17 protein-coding genes are annotated in these 18,684 nt (G+C 57.6%); 4 read left to right on the top strand and 13 right to left on the bottom strand.

What is annotated here, in order from left to right; genetic code table 11:
* Positions 1-36 precede the first annotated feature (36 nt).
* The gene (locus DSCA_RS28325) at positions 37-1,422 is read right to left on the bottom strand and encodes a mechanosensitive ion channel family protein (RefSeq protein ID WP_167527990.1); all 1,386 of its coding nucleotides are present in this window, start codon (positions 1,420-1,422) and stop codon (positions 37-39) included.
* A 406-nt stretch (positions 1,423-1,828) separates the two neighbouring features.
* Here DSCA_RS28325 and DSCA_RS28320 point away from each other — a divergent pair, with 406 nt between their 5' ends.
* Complete coding sequence (locus DSCA_RS28320) at positions 1,829-2,521, top strand: hypothetical protein (protein WP_155319637.1); 693 nt, start codon at positions 1,829-1,831, stop codon at positions 2,519-2,521.
* Positions 2,522-2,994: 473 nt separating this feature from the next.
* Here DSCA_RS28320 and DSCA_RS28315 read toward each other — a convergent pair whose 3' ends face one another.
* The 10 genes from DSCA_RS28315 to DSCA_RS28270 form a co-directional block, all read right to left on the bottom strand.
* A complete protein-coding gene (locus DSCA_RS28315) occupies positions 2,995-3,714 on the bottom strand; it encodes a hypothetical protein (RefSeq protein WP_155319636.1) in 720 nt (239 codons plus the stop codon).
* Between the two features lie 106 nt (positions 3,715-3,820).
* Positions 3,821-4,669, bottom strand: a complete 849-nt coding sequence (locus DSCA_RS28310) for a universal stress protein (RefSeq protein ID WP_155319635.1) — start codon at positions 4,667-4,669, stop codon at positions 3,821-3,823.
* Positions 4,666-5,160 carry a response regulator gene (locus DSCA_RS28305; RefSeq protein WP_155319634.1) on the bottom strand — a complete coding sequence of 165 codons (495 nt, stop codon included), beginning with the start codon at positions 5,158-5,160 and terminating at the stop codon, positions 4,666-4,668. The genes DSCA_RS28310 and DSCA_RS28305 overlap by 4 nt, the downstream gene beginning before the upstream one ends.
* A 71-nt stretch (positions 5,161-5,231) precedes the next feature.
* Positions 5,232-6,476 carry a response regulator gene (locus DSCA_RS28300; RefSeq protein WP_155319633.1) on the bottom strand — a complete coding sequence of 415 codons (1,245 nt, stop codon included), beginning with the start codon at positions 6,474-6,476 and terminating at the stop codon, positions 5,232-5,234.
* Between the two features lie 15 nt (positions 6,477-6,491).
* On the bottom strand, positions 6,492-8,624 hold the full coding sequence (locus tag DSCA_RS28295) for a SulP family inorganic anion transporter (protein ID WP_155319632.1): 2,133 nt from the start codon (positions 8,622-8,624) through the stop codon (positions 6,492-6,494).
* Between the two features lie 61 nt (positions 8,625-8,685).
* Entirely contained in the window at positions 8,686-9,180 is a 495-nt protein-coding gene (locus tag DSCA_RS28290; protein ID WP_155319631.1) for a response regulator, read from the bottom strand.
* A gap of 32 nt (positions 9,181-9,212) precedes the next feature.
* Positions 9,213-9,941 carry a hypothetical protein gene (locus DSCA_RS28285; protein WP_155319630.1) on the bottom strand — a complete coding sequence of 243 codons (729 nt, stop codon included), beginning with the start codon at positions 9,939-9,941 and terminating at the stop codon, positions 9,213-9,215.
* A gap of 64 nt (positions 9,942-10,005) precedes the next feature.
* A complete protein-coding gene (locus tag DSCA_RS28280) occupies positions 10,006-10,389 on the bottom strand; it encodes a response regulator (protein WP_155319629.1) in 384 nt (127 codons plus the stop codon).
* A complete protein-coding gene (locus DSCA_RS28275; protein WP_155319628.1) occupies positions 10,386-12,146 on the bottom strand; it encodes a sensor histidine kinase in 1,761 nt (586 codons plus the stop codon). The genes DSCA_RS28280 and DSCA_RS28275 overlap by 4 nt, the downstream gene beginning before the upstream one ends.
* The gene (locus tag DSCA_RS28270) at positions 12,143-12,514 is read right to left on the bottom strand and encodes a response regulator (RefSeq protein ID WP_155319627.1); all 372 of its coding nucleotides are present in this window, start codon (positions 12,512-12,514) and stop codon (positions 12,143-12,145) included. Before DSCA_RS28270 ends, DSCA_RS28275 begins: the two co-directional genes overlap by 4 nt.
* A gap of 256 nt (positions 12,515-12,770) precedes the next feature.
* Between DSCA_RS28270 and DSCA_RS28265 the strand changes: the two genes are divergently transcribed.
* The 3 genes from DSCA_RS28265 to DSCA_RS28255 are packed head-to-tail and all read left to right on the top strand — an operon-like array spanning position 12,771 to position 16,297.
* Complete coding sequence (locus tag DSCA_RS28265) at positions 12,771-14,261, top strand: sigma-54-dependent transcriptional regulator (protein WP_155319626.1); 1,491 nt, start codon at positions 12,771-12,773, stop codon at positions 14,259-14,261.
* On the top strand, positions 14,254-15,639 hold the full coding sequence (locus tag DSCA_RS28260; protein WP_155319625.1) for a TrkH family potassium uptake protein: 1,386 nt from the start codon (positions 14,254-14,256) through the stop codon (positions 15,637-15,639). Before DSCA_RS28265 ends, DSCA_RS28260 begins: the two co-directional genes overlap by 8 nt.
* Before the next feature lie 4 nt (positions 15,640-15,643).
* Positions 15,644-16,297, top strand: a complete 654-nt coding sequence (locus DSCA_RS28255; RefSeq protein ID WP_155319624.1) for a potassium channel family protein — start codon at positions 15,644-15,646, stop codon at positions 16,295-16,297.
* A 42-nt stretch (positions 16,298-16,339) separates the two neighbouring features.
* Here DSCA_RS28255 and DSCA_RS28250 read toward each other — a convergent pair whose 3' ends face one another.
* Positions 16,340-16,903, bottom strand: coding sequence for a TM7S3/TM198-like domain-containing protein (locus DSCA_RS28250; protein ID WP_155319623.1), 564 nt, complete (start codon positions 16,901-16,903; stop codon positions 16,340-16,342).
* Positions 16,904-17,062: 159 nt separating this feature from the next.
* Positions 17,063-18,673 carry an ABC transporter ATP-binding protein gene (locus DSCA_RS28245; protein ID WP_155319622.1) on the bottom strand — a complete coding sequence of 537 codons (1,611 nt, stop codon included), beginning with the start codon at positions 18,671-18,673 and terminating at the stop codon, positions 17,063-17,065.
* Positions 18,674-18,684 lie beyond the last annotated feature (11 nt).

Raw genomic sequence — 18,684 nt, 5'->3', positions numbered from 1 at the left:
ACTGCCGGCAATCACTGAAAAGGGGTTGCCCCTATTTCAGGTTCGTTTCACCTCCCGTTCGGGCAGCTCGAATTTGACCTGCCGTCCGGCATCGTCGGCCAGGTGCAGGGTTCGGGTGGGAAAGGCGAAATCGATGCCCTCGGCGGAAAACTGCCGGGCGATCTCCAGGCAGGTACGCTGGACCCACTCCTGAAAATCCCAGTATTCAGGCGGGTGGTACCAGACCAGGATCATGATATTCAGGCTCCACTCATTGAAGCCGTTGAAGTACACCCGGGGCGGAAAATCCGGGTGCATGCCCTCGTGGTCGGCAACAATCCCCCGTATGATGGCCACGGCCCGTTCGATCTTGTCCGGCGGCGTGTCGTAGGTAATGCCGATGTCGGTCAGCCAGCGGATGTTGGGCCGCTTGCCGATGTTCTCCAGCCCGGAATTGACCACCTTCTCGTTGGGGATGGTCACCAGGTGCCCGGTAAGCAGCCGGATGCGGGTGCTGCGAAACCCGACGTCCTCCACCACGCCGTCGTAATTGTCGATAACGATACGCTCGCCCACCTGAAAGGGCTTGTCGAAGAGAATGGTCAGGGTCCCGAAAAAGTTGGCGATGGAGTCCTTGGCGGCCAGGGCTACGGCCAGGCCGCCGATGCCCAGCGAGGCCAGCAGGGGGCCGATCTGCACCCCGGTGAGGTTCTGGATCACGATGATGACGGCCATGATGACGATGAAAATTCTGAGGGTCTTGCCGAACAGGGGCACCAGGATGTCGTCGATGGTGCTCTCCGTGCTGTCGGCCCATTGGGACAGGCGGGCGTCGAGCACATGGACAAACTGGTAGACAAACCAGAAAAAGGCCAGGATGCCGCCCACCGTGGCCGTTTTCTGGAACACGAGGTGAACCAGGTTGCTGCCGTCGGCCCCCTGGAAATGGCTGTACAGGGGAGACAGTGCCCCGTATATGCCGTACACCCAGACGAAGAGGCTCAACGGCCGCATCACCGCTTTGAGAATAAGGCGTGCCCAGGAGATCTGGCCGTCGACCGATGGAATGGTTTCAATCTTGCGCTGGATCAGCAGGCGGACCAACCGCTCGAGGGTCACCACGACAAAAACCAGCAGCAGGCAGAAGAGCAGTATGAGCCAGCTGACATCCGCATATACTTTGCTGTCGATCCATCCGCCCACGCGATCCGAGGCCTTTGCCCCGAATTGCTCAATCTTTTCGCCGACCTTATTTCCGGCCTGATCTATTTTGCCCATATCCGGTTTCAGGTCATGATGACCGTCGACAGTCTCCTGCACCTTTGTGGCGGAGCCGTCCGAGGTTCGATCGGATTGCGTTTGTGCCATGACCGGTTGACAGAAGAGAACAGCCACCATCATGACGAGCACAACGATGGTGAGGATTTTACTGGAAGTTTCCATGGATGAATCCTCCTGTTGGCCTTTAGGTTGCTCGAACGAAAAAACCATCATCCACAGGGGCAATGGGTGCCAACGTGTCTGGCGGTGTCATTTTCTGTCACCATCCATAAAGAATCCGGTGAACCGGGCCCGGGATGCATCGTGACCTGGAATAAGGAAAGAAGGTCCGAACCATCAGGATACAGATTGCTCTGCAAGGGGTCAACGATTCAGGGACGTTCCCATTTCGACGGTGGATGGGTCTTTATTTTTTTACCATGTTGTGGTCAATCGTTCAATCTGATATCCATTCGTGTGTAAACGTCTCGCCAACGAAAAAGCCCGGCGGCACCTGTCGGTTTTATACGGTAAAAACTGAAAAACAACCCTACGCCGACCGGATCTCCCGGAAAAAGGAGGGGCATCTATGAACCAAAACATCGTCGGCATCGTTGTCCTTGCCATGGGGTTACTATTGTCCGGCCTTCACCCAGACCGCTGCGGCGCACAGACACAGGCGGCGTCAACCGGACCGGCGGCCATCAAGGTCGAGAAGATCGCCCTGATGCCCTTTTTGACAGGCAAGCTGGAGTCCTCCGACCAGCCGATCGCCAGGCCCCTGAGCACCCCTTTTTCCAAAATCCGGGTCGAGAATCAAGGCCTCAAGGAGGGTGCGGACCTCATACTGACCCGCATTGTCAATGACCACCTGAAAAAACGTTTCCAGGAAAGGCTGATAACGCCGGCCCAGGTTGCAAATGCCCAACGTGACGGGTTCGGTGATGCGGCGCCGGACACGCCGCGCAAACGCGCCGTCAGATGGGGAGAAGCTATGGGGGTGGATGTCGTGATGGTGGGCACCGTGTGGCGATACAGGGAGAAAGGGGCCTTGACGGATGTGCCGGACAGCCCCGCATCGGTCGGTTTTGCCCTTTACCTGATCGATGTAAAGACGGGCGCGCGGGTATGGCGCGGCAATTTCGACGGCACTCAGAAGGCGCTGACGGATGATATACTGGGGGGCTTGAAAGCAGCCGGTATGGGGCTTCGCTGGCTCTCAGCCGACGAGTTGGCCGGATACGGCGTCAAATCGGTGCTGCGGAAACTGCCCTTGAAGTAAAAATGGACGCCGGTGGTATTTAGAACCTGCAGGGTTGGGGCTGCCGGCTTACCCCCCGGGACCAGGAACCCGGTTTAAGCCCTTACGCAAGCGGTCTGGATTGCCGGCGGTGGAAGTCGGCGGGGCCATCCGCACCCCGTCCCGATAGTCACCCGTAATGGTGTTGGCATCACACGCCCCAATGCACCGAACCCTGCAGAGGCACAGACATCCCTCTGGCTGATCACGTACAATCGGGTCCGGCCCCATGCCGGCAGTGAGTTCACCCACCACCGGCAACACAATCAGGATCAAGACGCCCGGCAGCGCGGCCACGGCCTGGTTACCAGTTCAAAGGTCAAGGCCACGTATACCATTACAGAAACGGCAATCGGAACCCAACCCCATCCATCTTAACGTCCTTTCCAACACGCTGATCGTTCGTATCGTCCGCTCATGACCAAGTCCACATGGGTCTTCGCATCAATCGAGCTTCAATCCGGCGGCCCCGGTGCTTTTATTTTCAGGCAGGCTGCCTGGTCGCCCAGATGGCAGGCCGACGACAAGGCGCTGAGTGCCCTCCCGGTCTCATGCATCCCCAGATAGGCCATCGCCTTGGCATGAAAAAGCGTGCCCCAGCACGGATATTTATTCTCAAGATGATCCAGGTAGATAATTGCCATCCGCCAATGGCATTTTCTGATGTAGCGATACGCTCTGGACAATTCCTGGCCTGGTGCAATGGTCGGCGACACAACCGGTTCCATCTCTTCCTGCAATGAGAAATGGCGTTCTTCCCGCTCCAGAGCAGCGTTCCTGATTTCGGCCCGGACAAAGTCGTTCAGCGAAATTCGACGTCGGAACTTAATCGTGGCGACACCTTCTTTTTCTGAAAACGATTGCTGGATGATGCCGGTTTTCAGTGAATCGGCGACGAGACAAAAGACTTCCATTTGCCTGTCCCCGTAGTCTTTTAACCATCCCTTGCCGGCCAAATGATCGGCCGACAATACAACCGCCTTATATGTTGCACCGAAAAGGGCCAGGGCACATGCGGTCTGGCGGGAATCCCCCGGACCGGCATGGTACGAAAACACCGTAACCGTCTGCATTTCAGGGACGCCCGAATCCGTCCCGGCAGTCGACTTTCCCGGGAACGCGTACATCAGCACCGCGGCCAGCAATAAGATTTCAGCTGCCGTCTTCATTTTCATTTTTAAACCCCCTGGCGGCGGTTCCCCCGCCGCATGGCGTCGAACCATCCGGAAAGGCCGCGTTGAGGTATCTTGGGGTCAAAAAGTTTTTCTTCCCGCGTTCACTTCAGTTCAAACTCACCGCTGAATGCGGGCCGCTGACCAGCATACTGTTGGTCAGCGTCGCCTGGGCACGCTCCACCTTGCTGCCGAAGAGCATGTTTTTGATCAAGCCGTGGCCATAGGCTCCCGACAGGACCAACGCGTCATGGGGCAGATCATATAGATTGTGGACAAACTCGCCACCGGCGAACTGATATCGATCGCGGCAATACAGCGCCACCGCTTTCTCGAGACATGCCTCCCGGAGTCTCCCCTCATAATAACCGGGGTCCTGCTCCAGTTGGATAAAAAAGTCCAGGGGGTATCCGGAGCGCCTGGAGATCTCGATACCCGATCGAAACGCATTCAACGCACTGTCCGATCCACCGAATAAAACGGGGACGCTTTTCCAGGGTTTGAAAACCGGTGATGACAGCAACACGGGAAAATCCGCCGAACGGATGATGCGCCTGACTTTCGGGCCGATGCAGCCCAAACCGATTTTTGAGGACAGATCACTGACGCTGCGTGGGCAGCACATGAACGCAAAATGCGTGGGGATGTCCGGCAGATCGCTGGCTGTACGATTCTTGGGACGCAGTAACCGTGGCTTCAGTCCGGCCTCGGAGGCAAGGGCAAGTACGCGGTCGACGGCCGTTTCCGGTTCATTGAGATAAGACCGGTCCAGGTCGACCTGAACGGCGTCGAGGTCGAAGTACATCAAAAAACGCACCGCATCCGGGACGTATATCGTCAAGCCCACCGCCAGGGTGCGGCAAAAGTACAGGAACTGCATCAGGGTTTCCCGCCCCAATGGCGTGTTTCTGAATACATGCAATAAATTGCCGCATGCACCTGCGTCAACGGATTTCATTTTTCATCATCATCAAGCCGGGCCAAAGCCTTGAGCAGACCCAGCGGAGACTGCTGCATGGACAGCTTCTGAATGGCCGCCATGCGCTTCTGGTTGCTTTCGAATTTTTTCTCCAGCCTGGCATGATAGGCCTCTTTGAGCGCCGCTACCAGCTTGTCGAAATCGTAAGGCTTTTCCAGGTATTTGAACGCACCGAGCCGGGTGCATGCCACGGCTGAATCCACTGTGGCGTGCCCGGTGAGCATGATGATTTCGATATATTTGTGATTCATCTTGAGGATCTTAAGCACCTGGGCGCCATCCGTTCCCGGCATCTGCAGGTCCAGCACCGCGACATCGAAGCCCCCTTTACCGGCCGCCTCGACGGCCTCATCCCCGCTGGTTGCCGTCGTTACGTCGAAGCCCTTGATGGACAGCCGTTCCGAAACCGCCCTCAAAAATTTGACCTCGTCATCGACCAAAAGAAGTTTAATCGTATTGTCCGTTTCCATGGCACCCTCCACCGGTGTGAGTTGAAAAAACATGATCCGCCAAATCTGGGCCGCGGCCTGTTTTTGTGAGCCTAACCATCCGTTTGGTTCGCCTTCCGGCCTGCTTGCATTTTACGGATTTTCTCGTTAGCGGCCTTGATGGTCTTGCTCAGTGCATCGATATCGACCGACTTCGACAGGAAGGCAAACGCACCGAGTTCAAGGCAAATCTTTTTATCGGCTTCCGAGCCCTGGCTGGTCAGAACAATCACCTCGATCGCCGGGTGGGTCTGTTTCACTCGGCGCAACACTTCGATGCCGTCAATTCCCGGCATCCTGAGGTCTAAAATCATGACATCGGGTTCGTCTTCCCGGGCCAGTTCAAGGGCCGATTCGCCATCATAGACCACCGCCGATTCCAGTTCGCGCATCATCAGCCGCCGCGACAGCGTCTGGACGTATTTTTTCTCGTCATCCACCAGCAGGATCTTCGATGGCGCTTCAAAATCCTGGCGCCGGTAGACGTCGGTCTGGTAATACCCGGGCCCCACCCGGGTCTCGACGGATGTTACGCCCGGCAGCTGCCCGGCGATACCCTTCAGTTCTGTTTCAAGGCGATTGAGCCTCAACACATGCTTGTTAATGGTCAGGGTGACGGCGCCTTCCCGGACGTCGATCCCCACGGTATGGCCTTTTTCGACCAACGCAATTTCCACGTGGGCGGCAACGGTGAAATCATCGACTGCCTGTCTGGAACGGCCGGCGAGTTTGATAACCGACGCGGCAATGCTTTTTTCTATTATTTCAGCAATCTTTTCCGAAGCTGTCTTGTCGGTCGGAAAGGAGATGTCATAAAGGGAGGCACGCCATGGATCGTTGACGTCGAAAATCATGTGCATCCATGCGGCACACTTCTCATCTTCACGGTGGATGCGTTTGAGGGCATCAGGTTGAGAAATTTTGAGTTCACCGGCGGCGGCGGCAACGCGCGAATCCATATCCGCAATCAGGCAAACCCGCAGTACATGATGGATATCGCGGGCGATGAGTTGACCGGCGAAACCGCTGATGAGCAGGTCGTCTTCGGAAAGGGTTTTGGCCAGGGCCAGCCGGAGATATGCCAGGGAACGCTCCCGATCACGGGTCAGGCGGTTGAATACCGATGTTTTATCGGAAAACACCCGCGCGATCCTGTTTTCAGGGATATGGGAAAGACGGCTGGCCTGGTCAACGATCTGCTCATCCGAAATCATCCGGTAACCGGTCTGCACACCAATTTCCCGGAGGACCTGTTTCTCGTTGCAGTAGCTGCCGCTGAATAGGGAAATGACTGGCATGGGGAACTCCTCCTTTCAGGCTTTTACAAGCCGGCAAGCGGTCAACAGCGGACAGTCCGCTTCCTGACTGTGCGTGTGAGCGGATTCATGGATGGTGACGATGGCCTTGTCCAATGTCGGGAAAAGGTGGTCCTCTCCGATTTTCGCCAGAAAGTGAGTGCGTTCGAACACCTCCATGACCGCCTCGTTGACCCCGCTCATGGATATGTCGATGCCATTGCTTCTGACCCGATCCACGAGCAGCGACAGGGTTTCCTCGCCGGATGAATCGATGTCATTGATCCCGCTGGCAGCGATGAGGATGTGATTGAGGCCCTCTTTGCTGCGTATGATTTCGGTTATGGTGTCTTCCAGGTAGCTGGCATTGGCAAAAAAAAGCGGGCCATCAAAACGCACCAGGGTCACATAGGGGCATTCCTTGAGCCCATGGGTCGTCGCGCAGCGCAGTTCCTCGTCCGCCGACCTGGACAGAAACACCACCCTGGGGCGCATGCTCTTGTACAGGAAGACCATCAGGGAGAGCGCGACACCGATCATGATCCCCTTGTCCAGGTGGGGTGCAAATACCATGGTGCCGACGAACGAAATGATGGAGATGGCGCCGTCGTACCATTTGGCCTTCCAGGCGTGGATAAAACCGGAAACGTTCAGAAGGCCGATAACGGCCATCATGATGACGGCTGCCAGCACGGACTGGGGAAGATGATAGAGCAGCGGCGTAAAAAACAGAAGAACGATCACCACCGCCAGGCTGGTAAAGACGCTTGATAATCCGCTGACCGCCCTCGCCTGGAGATTGACTGCCGATCGTGAAAAGGAACCGGATGTGGGATAACTCTTACCGATCGCCCCGAAAAGATTGCCCAATCCCTGTCCGATCAGTTCCTGGTTGGGGTCCAGCCGCTGTCCGGTTTTTCCGGCCATGGCTTTGGCGATGGAAATCGCTTCCATGAAGCCCAACAGCGAGATAATCGCTGCGAAAGGCAACAGGTGCAACATGACCCCGACGTTGATCGGCGGCATGTCCAGCGATGGCAGACCTTTGGGTATGCTGCCGACCACAGCGCCGCCGCCGGTCATCTTGAGGTTCCCGGTGTCCAGGGGCTGGTTGCCGACCTTGAACCGCCAGGTGCGTCCGTCGCTCTCCATACCGTCGGGAACGGCGCCTCGGGCATAAAATGTCAAGGAACCATCGGCCTGGGGAACACCGGCAAGCAGAATCGCTCTGATCCGCTCCCGGTAGCTGTGGGCTTTTTCCTGCAGGCGGGAGATATTCAGGTTCATCACATCCACATGGTGCCCGGCATCCAGAACGCCGATCTCGTCGTGACGCTGCCTGGCCTTGTCCAGTGCTTCACCGAACTGCGTTCGCCCTTCGGCAAGGGATGGCAGCGATGAAGACGCCGTGTTGAACTGTTCGATCAGGTTGCGAACAGCCGGGGAGGCGATGTCTTCGATGCTGGCGTTTCGGTCATGCTGGAATCCCGTTGCCCAGGAGACCAAGGTGGTGATGACCACGGCCACGAGCACATTGGGAATCCGTGGCGAAAGCCATTTGAGGCCGTACATGACGCCGAAGGCAAATACCCCCATCAGCAGGCTCGGCCAGTGGGTGTAGTGGACGGCGGCCTTAACGACATGGATGATGGTCTCATAATGGTGCGGCGCGGTGTCGACAGACACACCGAACATTTTGGAAAGCTGGGAAGAGGCGATGATGATGGCGGCGGCGTTGGTAAACCCGTTGACCACCGGGTGAGACAGAAAATTGACCACCAGCCCCAACCGCAGAAGGCCCAGCGTCAGCTGAAACAATCCGACCATGAGGGCCAGCAGGATGGCATAGGAGATATACCCGGGGCTGCCTGCGGTGGCCAGCGGAGAAAGCGAGGCCGCTGTCATCAGTGAGACCACCGCCACCGGTCCGGTGGCCAGCTGTCGGCTCGACCCGAACAGCGCGGCAATCATCGGCGGCAGAAACGAGGCGTATAGTCCGTAATAGGCGGGCAGCCCCGCGAGCTGGGCGTAGGCCATGGATTGAGGGATCAGAACCAGGGCCACGGTCAGGCCCGAAAGCGCGTCAAGCTGCAGAGATGCCTTGTCGTAGTTTTTGAACCAGGCCAAAAAAGGAAATACCTTTGCCAACATGTAGCACTCCTATCCTTGTGATTTCTATTGCCGGGACCGTTGCCCGATGACCGCCGTTGTTTTATTTCCGGCCATCATCGAGCCGGGCCATTTCCCTTAGCAAACCCAGCGGTGACTGTTGCTGGGATAGCTTCTGAATGGCTTCCATTCGTTTCAGGTTGCTTTCAAATTTCTTCTGCAGTCTGGCCTGGTAGGCATCCTTGAGAACGTCCACCAGCTTGTCGAAATCGTATGGTTTTTCCAGGTATCTGAACGCACCGAGCCGGGTACATTCCACGGCCGAATCCACCGTGGCGTGCCCCGTCAGCATGATGATTTCAATGTATTGATGGCTCTGCTTCAAGATCCGGAGCACCTGGGCGCCATCGGTTTCCGGCATCTGCAGGTCAACCACCGCCACATCGAAGCCGCCTTTTCGGGCGGCGTCGATGGCCGCTTCACCGCTGGTTGCCGTGAAGACGTCGAAACCTTTCAGGCACAATCGGTCCGAAACCGCCTTCAGGAACTTGACTTCATCATCAACCAAAAGAATTTTTATCGTGTTCTCTTTTTCCATGGGGTCCTCCGCCTGCAGGGGTGAATATATATCTACTTCGAATGGTAACCGGTTCCGCGACCCGTTTCGCCCGGCTGCATTTCCGGTATATCCAGCCGTGCCCCGGGGCCGTCCATGGAGACCGGAACATCGATCGCCAGGCGATCCGAGCTGCGATCCAAAAGAAGGGAAACGCCGATCGACGCTGCCATGCCCTTGATAGGGGCATCGGGGAAGGCCACAGGGTCTTTGGGATCGAAGCCGTCGAAAAGGATCCGCCAGGTCGATGGATTGGTGGCCTGAACGGAGATATCCAGTTCGGCCCCGGGACCGGTATTCTGGAAGGTCCGAACCACCGCCTGATAGGTGATTGCCTGGAGAATGAACGGACAGGTCACCGCCATGGGGGCCGCCCCATCGCCGGCGTGCAGGTTGGTTTTCCCGGCAAAGGAGAGGTACCCGGAAAGGTGGCGCACCAGGTCCAGGACGTCCATCAGATTGACGGATAAAACGGGGGTATCGATGCTGTGGGCAAACCGGTTCATCTGTCGGATGGTGGTGAACCCCCGCTGGATTTCCTCCACAATGCTCTCGGTGCTGCTGGTGAGCATATCGGGGTCGACGGGCGTCCCCCCCCGGGCCATTTCCGACAAGTCGCCGAGCAGTCCGGCGGTTTCGGAAATGATGGCCATGACGTTTTTCAGTTCATGGGAAATCGATGCGTTGACCTTCCCGAAAAAGGCCAGGCTGTCGTATCCAAACCAATTTTTTAGGTTATCCATCCGCATCCCCCACCGGTTAAATCATTTCCTTTCGCGGGAACATCCATCCCGTCGCCCCGCCCGATCACCCGTCGCGTTCCGACGCCCCCGGCGGTTCTTCGGTCAGGCGATTCAAGGTCTCGATCAGCACATCGATCTGCAGGGGCTTGGGCAGGTAGTTCTCCGCCTCACGGGCTGCCGTCGTATAATCCATTTTGGACCCGTGGCCCGTCAGAAAGATATACTTCATCCGCCCGTCCAGCAGGGCCAGTCTCCGCTTCAAGTCAATACCGCCGATGCCCGGCATCTTGACGTCAAGAATGGCCACATCGAAACGATGGCCCTGCTGCACCGTTTCAAGGGCCTGTTCACCGGAAAAACAGACGTCCGCCAGTATCCCCCTTAATGCTAACCGTTTGGCCAGCATCTGCGCGAATTTCTGTTCATCATCTACCAGCAATATCTTCATGGTTGGACTTCTTTCCTGATGTTGACAGGCAGCGTGACCACGAAGGTGGTTCCTTGGCCCGGTTTGCTCTGGACCGTAATGCTGCCATAGAGTTTTTTGACCAGGCCATAGGTAATGGAGAGACCGAGACCGGTCCCCTGGCCTTCCTTTTTCGTCGTAAAAAACGGTTCGAAAACCTTATTGAGGTGATCTTCCGGAATACCGCAGCCGTTGTCCCGGATGAACAGGCGCACATGGTCCGGCCCGTCCGTCTCGGCCCTGACGTCCAGGAAGCACCCGTTGTCGATGGCCTGAAAGGCGTTGTTCACCAGATTGAGGATGATCTGCTGCAGTTTCCCCCGATCGGTTTCAATGGGCGGAATGCTTTCCGGAATATCCACGTCAATCTTAATGTTGCGGTATTCGGCCTCTTTCTTATGAAAGTTGATAACGTCCGCAACCATGCCCTTCAGGTCGATGGGCTGGATTTGAACGTCAAACCGTCGGGCGAAGCCCAGCAGCTGCCGGGTGATGGTGCCGCAGCGCGCCACCGCATCGAGTATCGAATCGATGTGTTCGACCAGTTCCGGGTCTTCCGTGTACTGCTTTTTGATGGAGAACAGGTCTTTCACATAACCGGCCGTTTCGTTGATCAGGGCCAGCGGGTTGTTGATTTCGTGGGCCACGCCGGCGGCCAGCTGTCCGATGGAAGCCAGCTGACAGTTCTGTTCGGCCATGACCATGGTTTCGGCTTTTTGACGGTCTGCCTGGAATATCCGGTTGACCATCACCGTGGATGTGAGGGTGATCACCATGGCGATAATCACGGCACTGACGCCGAAAAACCAGTTGATATTCGATCGCAGGTCCAGCCACACTTTCATCATCCCGGCCTTTTGCTTGACCACCATGAGGATAAACGATGTGGGGGCGATCTTGGTATCGATGAAGGCATAGCCGATGGCAATGGGCCGGCCGCCGTGATCGGTCGACATCACGGCTTGGGTCCGATCGGAATAGGCCGGTAAAGAGATATCCACGTGATGGGCGGCCCCTTCGTAAAACTGCGAGGGGGTCTGTAGCAGGCCGTTGCGGTTAACCAGGAAGATATCCGTATGCGCCCCGGTTTTGTAGGAGGAGAGCGTCTGAATCAGGCGCTCGGTCTCCAGGGTCGCCCGCAGCACAAAGAAGCGCCCGTCCGGGCGCATGGATTTGACGGCCACGACGATATGGGGCACGTCGCGGTAGCCGGAAAAGATTTCACTGACGCAGGCATTGTGCTGCTGGCACTCAATAAACCAGGGCTGACTGCTGTAGTCTTTGCCCTCCAGATTGAAGGGGCCGGCGTAGGTCACCTGGGTTCCGGTATCCGCGATTACGCTCAGATCGGTCAATCCGCCGAAACCCAGCTTCAGATTGCTGAGCACCTCGGCAAGACGCCCGGGATTGGTCAGCCGTTCGTAGCCCATTTCATTGACCGTGAACGTCAGGGCGGCCAGGCGTTCCTCCAAAAAGAAAGTAACGGCCCGGCGGGCATTGGAGGCCAGCCGCTCGGTGCGCAGCAGGGATTCGGTGTCGATGGAGGTTTCGATCAGCTGATAATAGATCAGGGTCATCACGATCAGGGGCAACAGGGCGGTCGTCATCAGGATAAAAATAGCCATCCCCCAGGTCCGTCGATAATCCTGAAAGGTGGTGTATGGATTCGGGTGCCCGTCTGGGTTGCGGTGAAACCGGGGCCAGATGGCCTCCCGAAACCGGCTCGCCAATGTCGTCATGACGACCTCTCTTTAATCCGGGCCAGCATGGCCACCAGCCGGTCGATGTCCACCGGCTTGTTCATGAAGGAGCTGGCCCCCCGGGCGAGGCACTGCTCCCGATCCTTCTCCGTCCCGTGACCGGTCAGAATGACAACCTCGGTTTCGGGCCGGCACCGCATGATCCGTGTCAGCACCTCCGTGCCATAAAGATCGGGCAGCCGCAGGTCGAGGATAACCGCGGAAAAAGTTTCCGCTTCGACCATGTCAATGGCCGTCCGGCCGTCATAACAGACTTTGCAGGCCAGGCTGCGCAGCCCCAGGCGCCTGGCCAGCATATCGGCGTAGCGGTGTTCGTCATCGACAATTAGTAAGTCATAATGTTTCATATTTAAACATTTTTTGGGTTGACCCGTTTAATAACATAACTTATAGATGGTCTATAAAATATAAGGTTTAATTTGTAAACACTTTGTTGATCGATTTGAGGGGATAAACCAATTTTCTTTTCGCCTGGCGAGAGAACCCATAGCAATCGATGGCACCGGTCAAAGGGAGATCGGTAAAGGTATTCTGCTTGATGAAATTTTATCTATATTTTAAGAAGTGTTTAATTCTCTTGCCCCTGACGGGAGCGAATAAAATATGACCGAAAATGCCAAACGCGTCCTCCTGGTCGATGATGAAGAAAAACTGCTTCAATCCATTGCCCTGCGCATGAAAGTGCTGGGATTCGCACCGTTCACGGCAGCCAGCGGCATGGCGGCCATCGATATTGCCACCAAAAATAAAATCGACATGGCCATCGTCGATCTTCAAATGCCTGATATGAACGGGTTGGTGACCATTACCAAACTCAAGGAAATCCACCCCGGCCTGAAAACCGTCCTGCTCACCGGGCACGGCAGCGATAAGGTCAAGCAGGCCACCGAATCCCTGAACGCACTCTATTTCGAAAAAGATGAGATGGGGGCGTTCTGGGAGTTCATCAAAAAGCTGAATGACGACGGAAACGTTGTCGTGATCCGCCCCACGGCGGAGTCGCCCCGCACATCGGACGACGGTGTCCATCGGCCCGCGCCCTTCCCTGCCAATGAGATCGAGATCCATCCCCGGCGTGACCGGTTTGAGACCGTCGATCAGGTCGCCAGGCCGTCGACCGGCCCGAATCCGCCCGGGGGCATGGGCCGCCTGCGCATTGTTGGCGAAACAACGGCCATGCAGGAGTTACGCAAAAACATCGAACGCGCGGCGTCACTGGACTGCAGGGTCACCCTGCGGGGAGAACCGGGCACCGGCAAGGAGCTGGCAGCCAGGGCCATTCACGCGGGGAGCATGCGCCGGGCGCATCGTTTTCTGGCGATCAACTGCGCAAATTTCAGCAGCGAGCAACTCGCCGGGCAGCTGCTGGGCTACAAAAGCGGGAATCTGTCCGAGGCCATCCGAACCCGCGACGGTATTTTCAGTTCCGGTCGGGTGGGAACGCTCCTTTTCGACCAGGTTGAAGAAATGCCCCTGAATATGCAGGATCAGCTTCAAAGCATTCTCGACATGGCCGACGGCCAGCCGTCCGGCAGCCTGAAGGAGACGGGCCTCGATATCCGCATCCTGGTTGCCACCGACACGGATCTGGCCAAACGGGTCGAATCGGGATTGTTCAGAAAAGGGATCTACGATCGACTGAAACTGTTCGAACTCTCCATTCCGCCGTTGCGTGAGCGCAGGGATGACATCCACCCCCTGCTTCGGTACTTCTTCGACAAATTCCGTCAGGAAATGGAAAAGCCCGTCGAGGCTATCTCTCTGGATGTTGTGAGGCGCCTCGTCGATTACGATTTCCCCGGCAATGTCCGTGAATTGAAACATATCGTCGAGCGGGCGGTGATCCTTGCCGAGGGCAAAACAATCGAACGCAAGCACCTGCCGTTAAGATTTCTCGAGAACCCGAACAAGGCCCCGTCAACGAAACCCGGTGAGTTTTCAACGCTGGCGGAACTGGAAAAACGTTACATCGTTGAAGTTCTGGAAGCCAACCATGGAAACAAATCCAGGACCGCACAAGTTCTGGGCATCAGCCGGGCGGCGTTGTGGCGCAAACTGAAACAACTCAAGGCCGAAGGGCCCGATCATGGATAACACCCCCATGCGCACCCGTCTGTCTGTCCACCTGCTCCGGTCCCCTGCGCGGATGTCGATCCTGGGATTCGCCCTGCTGATCGCCGTGGGCACGGCCCTGCTCATGCTGCCGGCATCTGCCGCGGAGTCCCCCCTGGGCGTCGTGGATGCGTTGTTCATGTCCACCTCGGCGACCTGCGTCACCGGCCTGTCCGTCCTGGATATCGGCCGCCAGCTGACCCTGTTCGGCCAGATGGTCATCCTGCTGCTGATCCAACTGGGCGGTCTGGGGATACTGACCGTCTCCACCCTGCTGTTCATGATGATGAAAGGGCGCCCCACCCTGTCCGGCCAGGCCATCATCAAGGACACCTTCACCTACGGCGAGGGGAAGCAGACAGTGACCTCGGTACTCCGGGCGATCTTCGCGACCGCTTTTGCCATCGAGGCAGCCGGGGCCCTGTGCCTCTACCTGCGGACCGCACCGTCTGAAGGCTGGCGGCAGGCCGCCTACCCGGCCGTTTTCCATGCGGTGAGCGCCTTCTGCAACGCCGGATTTGCGCTTTACCGGGACAGCTTCGTCGGCTATCGGGAGGACTGGATCGTCAATGGCGTGCTGGGCGTGCTGATCGTCATCGGCGGCATCGGCTTTGTGGTCATTACCGATGTGAAAAACCGTTTTATCGGCGGGAGAGACAGGTTGAAGCGCCTGAGCCTTCACAGCCGCCTGGCCCTGACCGCCAGTGCCATTCTCATTCTCCTGGGAGCCCTTGCCATTCTGTTCATGGAGTGGAACAACACCCTGTCGACGCTGAGCGTGCCCGGGCGTCTGCTGGCGGCCCTGTTTCAGTCGGTCAGTTCACGAACAGCCGGATTCAATACCCTGAACACGGGCCTCATGGCCAACGAGACCCTCTTCATGCTGTGCATTTTCATGTTCATCGGCGCCTGTCCCGGCTCCTGCGGCGGCGGTGTCAAGACGACCACCATTGCCGGTCTGTCAGTTGCGGCCATCTCTCGATTGCGGGGATTCAGACGCCCCCAGGTATTCCGGAGGACCCTGACCGAGGCCAGCATCTCCAAAGCCACCAGTGTGGTCATGATGAGCGCGGTGGTCATCACCCTTACCGTCATGGTGCTGATGGTCAGCGAACTTGGGGGCATCTCCCACACCCGGACCCAGGGACGGTTCCTGGAACTGTTTTTTGAAACGATCAGCGCCTTCGGGACGGTAGGCCTGTCCACCGGCATTACCGACACCCTGACCCCGTTCGGGCGCCTCACGATTGCAGCGCTCATGTTCATCGGCCGTCTGGGGCCAATGGTGATCGGCCTGGCCGTGAGCCGGGAACTCATCAGCAGGATTCAGTTTGCCGAAGAAAACATCATGATTGGATGAACAGATGAAAAAACAATTTGCCGTAATCGGACTGGGAAATTTTGGTTTCTACCTGGCTGCCGCCCTGTTTCAAAAAGGTCACGAGGTACTGGGTATCGACATCAACGCCCGTCAGGTCCAGGAAATCCGGGATCAGGTGAGCCGGGCCGTCATTGCCGACGCCACCGACCCCCAAGCGCTCAAGGAACTGGAGCTGGAAAAACTGGATGCGGTGGTGGTCGCCATCGGCTCCGTGCTCAACAACTCCATCCTGGCCACCCTCAACGTCAAGGATATGGGCGTCAAGCGGGTGGTGGCCAAGGCGGTGAGCGAAGCCCACGGCCGCATTCTGCGGAAAATCGGGGCCGACGACATCTATTTCCCCGAAAAGGATCTGGCCCTGGCCGCGGCCCAGCGCCTGGACAACCCCAATGTTCTGGATTACCTGCCCTTCATGGAAGGATACAGCATCGTTGAACTGGCGCCCCCCACCGGTTTTATCGGCAAGACCCTGATCGAACTGGATCTGATCAACCGGCATGGAATCCAGGTGGTGGCGGTCAAGGAGATGGGCCCCGAAAACGTGGTCATGATCCCCACCGGCCGCTTCGTCGTCAAAGACAGCGACGTGCTCGTCATGCTGGGGCCGGACCATGCGCTGGCGGGATTAAAGGCATAATGGAATAGGTTTTACGCCATCGGGGCTCACTCGCAATGGACATCAACGCCCCGCCGGCCGTGAAGTCATCAATAGCCTGACCTGGAAGACCACACCGGCAACAATGGCGACTGAGAGCAGGACCGGTGCATAAGGGATCTGCCGGCCCAGCGCCTCAAGGATTAAAGTCGCCCCGACCATCGATGAAAGAACAATCAGGGCCCAGTCAAAAAGCAGGTAGAGGGCCACCGCTCCGAGGACGCCTCCGGTCAGGAGGATCACTGCGCCGGGATCATGCCCCAGCATCAGCATCAGGCGAAACGCGATGGTGCTGCCGGCCACAAAACCCCCAACGGCGATGGCAACATGCTGAAAAAAAAGAGCCAGGACCGCACCGATGAGCCCGCAGATCAGCCCCGCCGCCCAGAGTATCCAGAGGGGTTGCGGTCCGAGAATCCATGGCGCCGTCTGCAGGCCGACGGTGAAACCGGCCACGCCCACAAACAGCCAAAACAATTTCCAGCCAAACAGCAAAAGCGCCATCCCCGAAATCCCCAGCAACAGGGTCATATTCATGTACTCCCAGAGAATTGAGGTAATACAGGCGCCCGCAGCCATACCCGCCATAAGGCATATCGCCACCGCGCAACAAGGCGCCCTGTGCGGTTTACCTCCCGGGGGGTTAGAAAAAAAAGGTCTTGCCACCCCTTAACCGGAATGTCCGCCAAAAATCGGGCGTCAACATCCAGCGACGGAGCGAAGACCTGCGGGCAAAGGTATGCCGCGTCAGGCCACCTCTCGTTCTTCCAGTAAATTGTCCAGCCATTCCGGGTCCATTTCCGGGACGGAAGAAAGCAGCAGTTCGGTGTATTCATGGTGGGGGGGTTTGAGGATCTCCTGCTTGGACCCCTTTTCGACGATGCGGCCATTGAGCATGACCACGATCTCGTCACTGATCGCTTTGACCGTTGCCAGGTCGTGGGTGATGAACAGGTAGGAGACCTGCAGCTTGCGCTGCAGGTCGAGCAGCAGCTTCAATATCCCTTCGGCCACCAGCTGGTCCAGGGCCGAGGTCACTTCGTCGCAAATAATCAGGTCCGGGCGGGCGGCCAGGGCGCGGGCGATGCAGATACGCTGTTTTTCGCCGCCGGAAAGCTCGGTGGGATAGCGGTCGATGTAGTCCGCCGGCAGTTCAATCTGCTCCAGCAGTTCCAGTATACGCGCTTCCTGCTGCTTCCGGCCGTAGTTGAAGTAGAATTTAAGCGGCCGTCCGATGATTTTGCGGATCTTCTGGCGCGGGTTCAAGGCCGTGTCGGGCATCTGATAAATCATCTGCAGCCGCTGCAGGTCCTTTCGCTTCCTGGATTTGAGGGCTGCGGGCAGCGCCTCTCCCTTGAACACCACGCGCCCCTGAAGCGGCGGCAACAACCCGGTGATCACCCGCGCCAGGGTCGATTTGCCGCTGCCCGATTCCCCCACCAGTGCCACGGTCCGACCGCGTCGGATCTTCAGGTCGATATCTTCGAGCACATTGCCCGTGCCGTTATAACTGGCCGTGACGTCCTCGACTTCAAGGATCACGTCTTTTTCCATCTGCGCATCGTTTTTTCCCTTTTTAAAGGAACGCACCGCCAGCAGATCGCGGGTATAGGTTTCCCGAGGGTGGGCCAGCATCTCGCGGGCGTCGTTCTCTTCCACCAGTTCCCCGTAGCGCAGCACCATGATGCGGTCGGCCAGTTGGGCGACCACGGCCAGGTCATGGGTAATGTAGATGGCGGCCGTGTTGAACCGGCGGGTGATCTCCTTGATGGCCGCCAGCACCTCGATCTGGGTGGTCACGTCCAGGGCCGTGGTGGGCTCGTCGAAGATGATGATATCCGGCTGGCAGCTCATGGCCATGGCCACCATGGCCCGCTGCAATTGTCCGCCGGAAACCTGGTGCGGGAAACGGTAGCCGATGTTTTCTGGATCGGGCAGCAGCAGCTGTTCGTATGTGGCGATGGCCTTTTCTTCGGCCTCGGCCACACGCATCAGCCCATGCTGCACTGGGCCTTCGGCATACTGCCAGATGAGGCGATGGGCCGGATTGAACGACGCGGCGGCGCTCTGGGCCACGTAAGCAATGCGTGCGCCGCGGATATCGCGCATCTGTGATTCCGGTGCGCCGAAGAGCTCCTGGCCGTCGAAAACAATGGACCCGGATGTGATGCGGCATCCCTGGCGGGTATACCCCATGGAGGCCAGCCCCAGGGTGGATTTTCCCGCACCGGACTCGCCGATGAGGCCGAGGACCTCGCCCTTGTTGAGGGTCAGGTCGAGGCCCTTGATAATGGGTTCCCAGGACTCGCCGGTCAAACCGTCGATCACGATATTTTTCATCTCAAGCAATGGTGCCATGATTCTCTCTT

It is taken from the genome of Desulfosarcina alkanivorans (assembly GCF_009688945.1).
Lineage (GTDB): Bacteria > Desulfobacterota > Desulfobacteria > Desulfobacterales > Desulfosarcinaceae > Desulfosarcina > Desulfosarcina alkanivorans.
The sequence above is the reverse complement of the archived record's forward strand: the minus strand, read 5'-3'. Positions and strand labels throughout refer to the sequence as shown.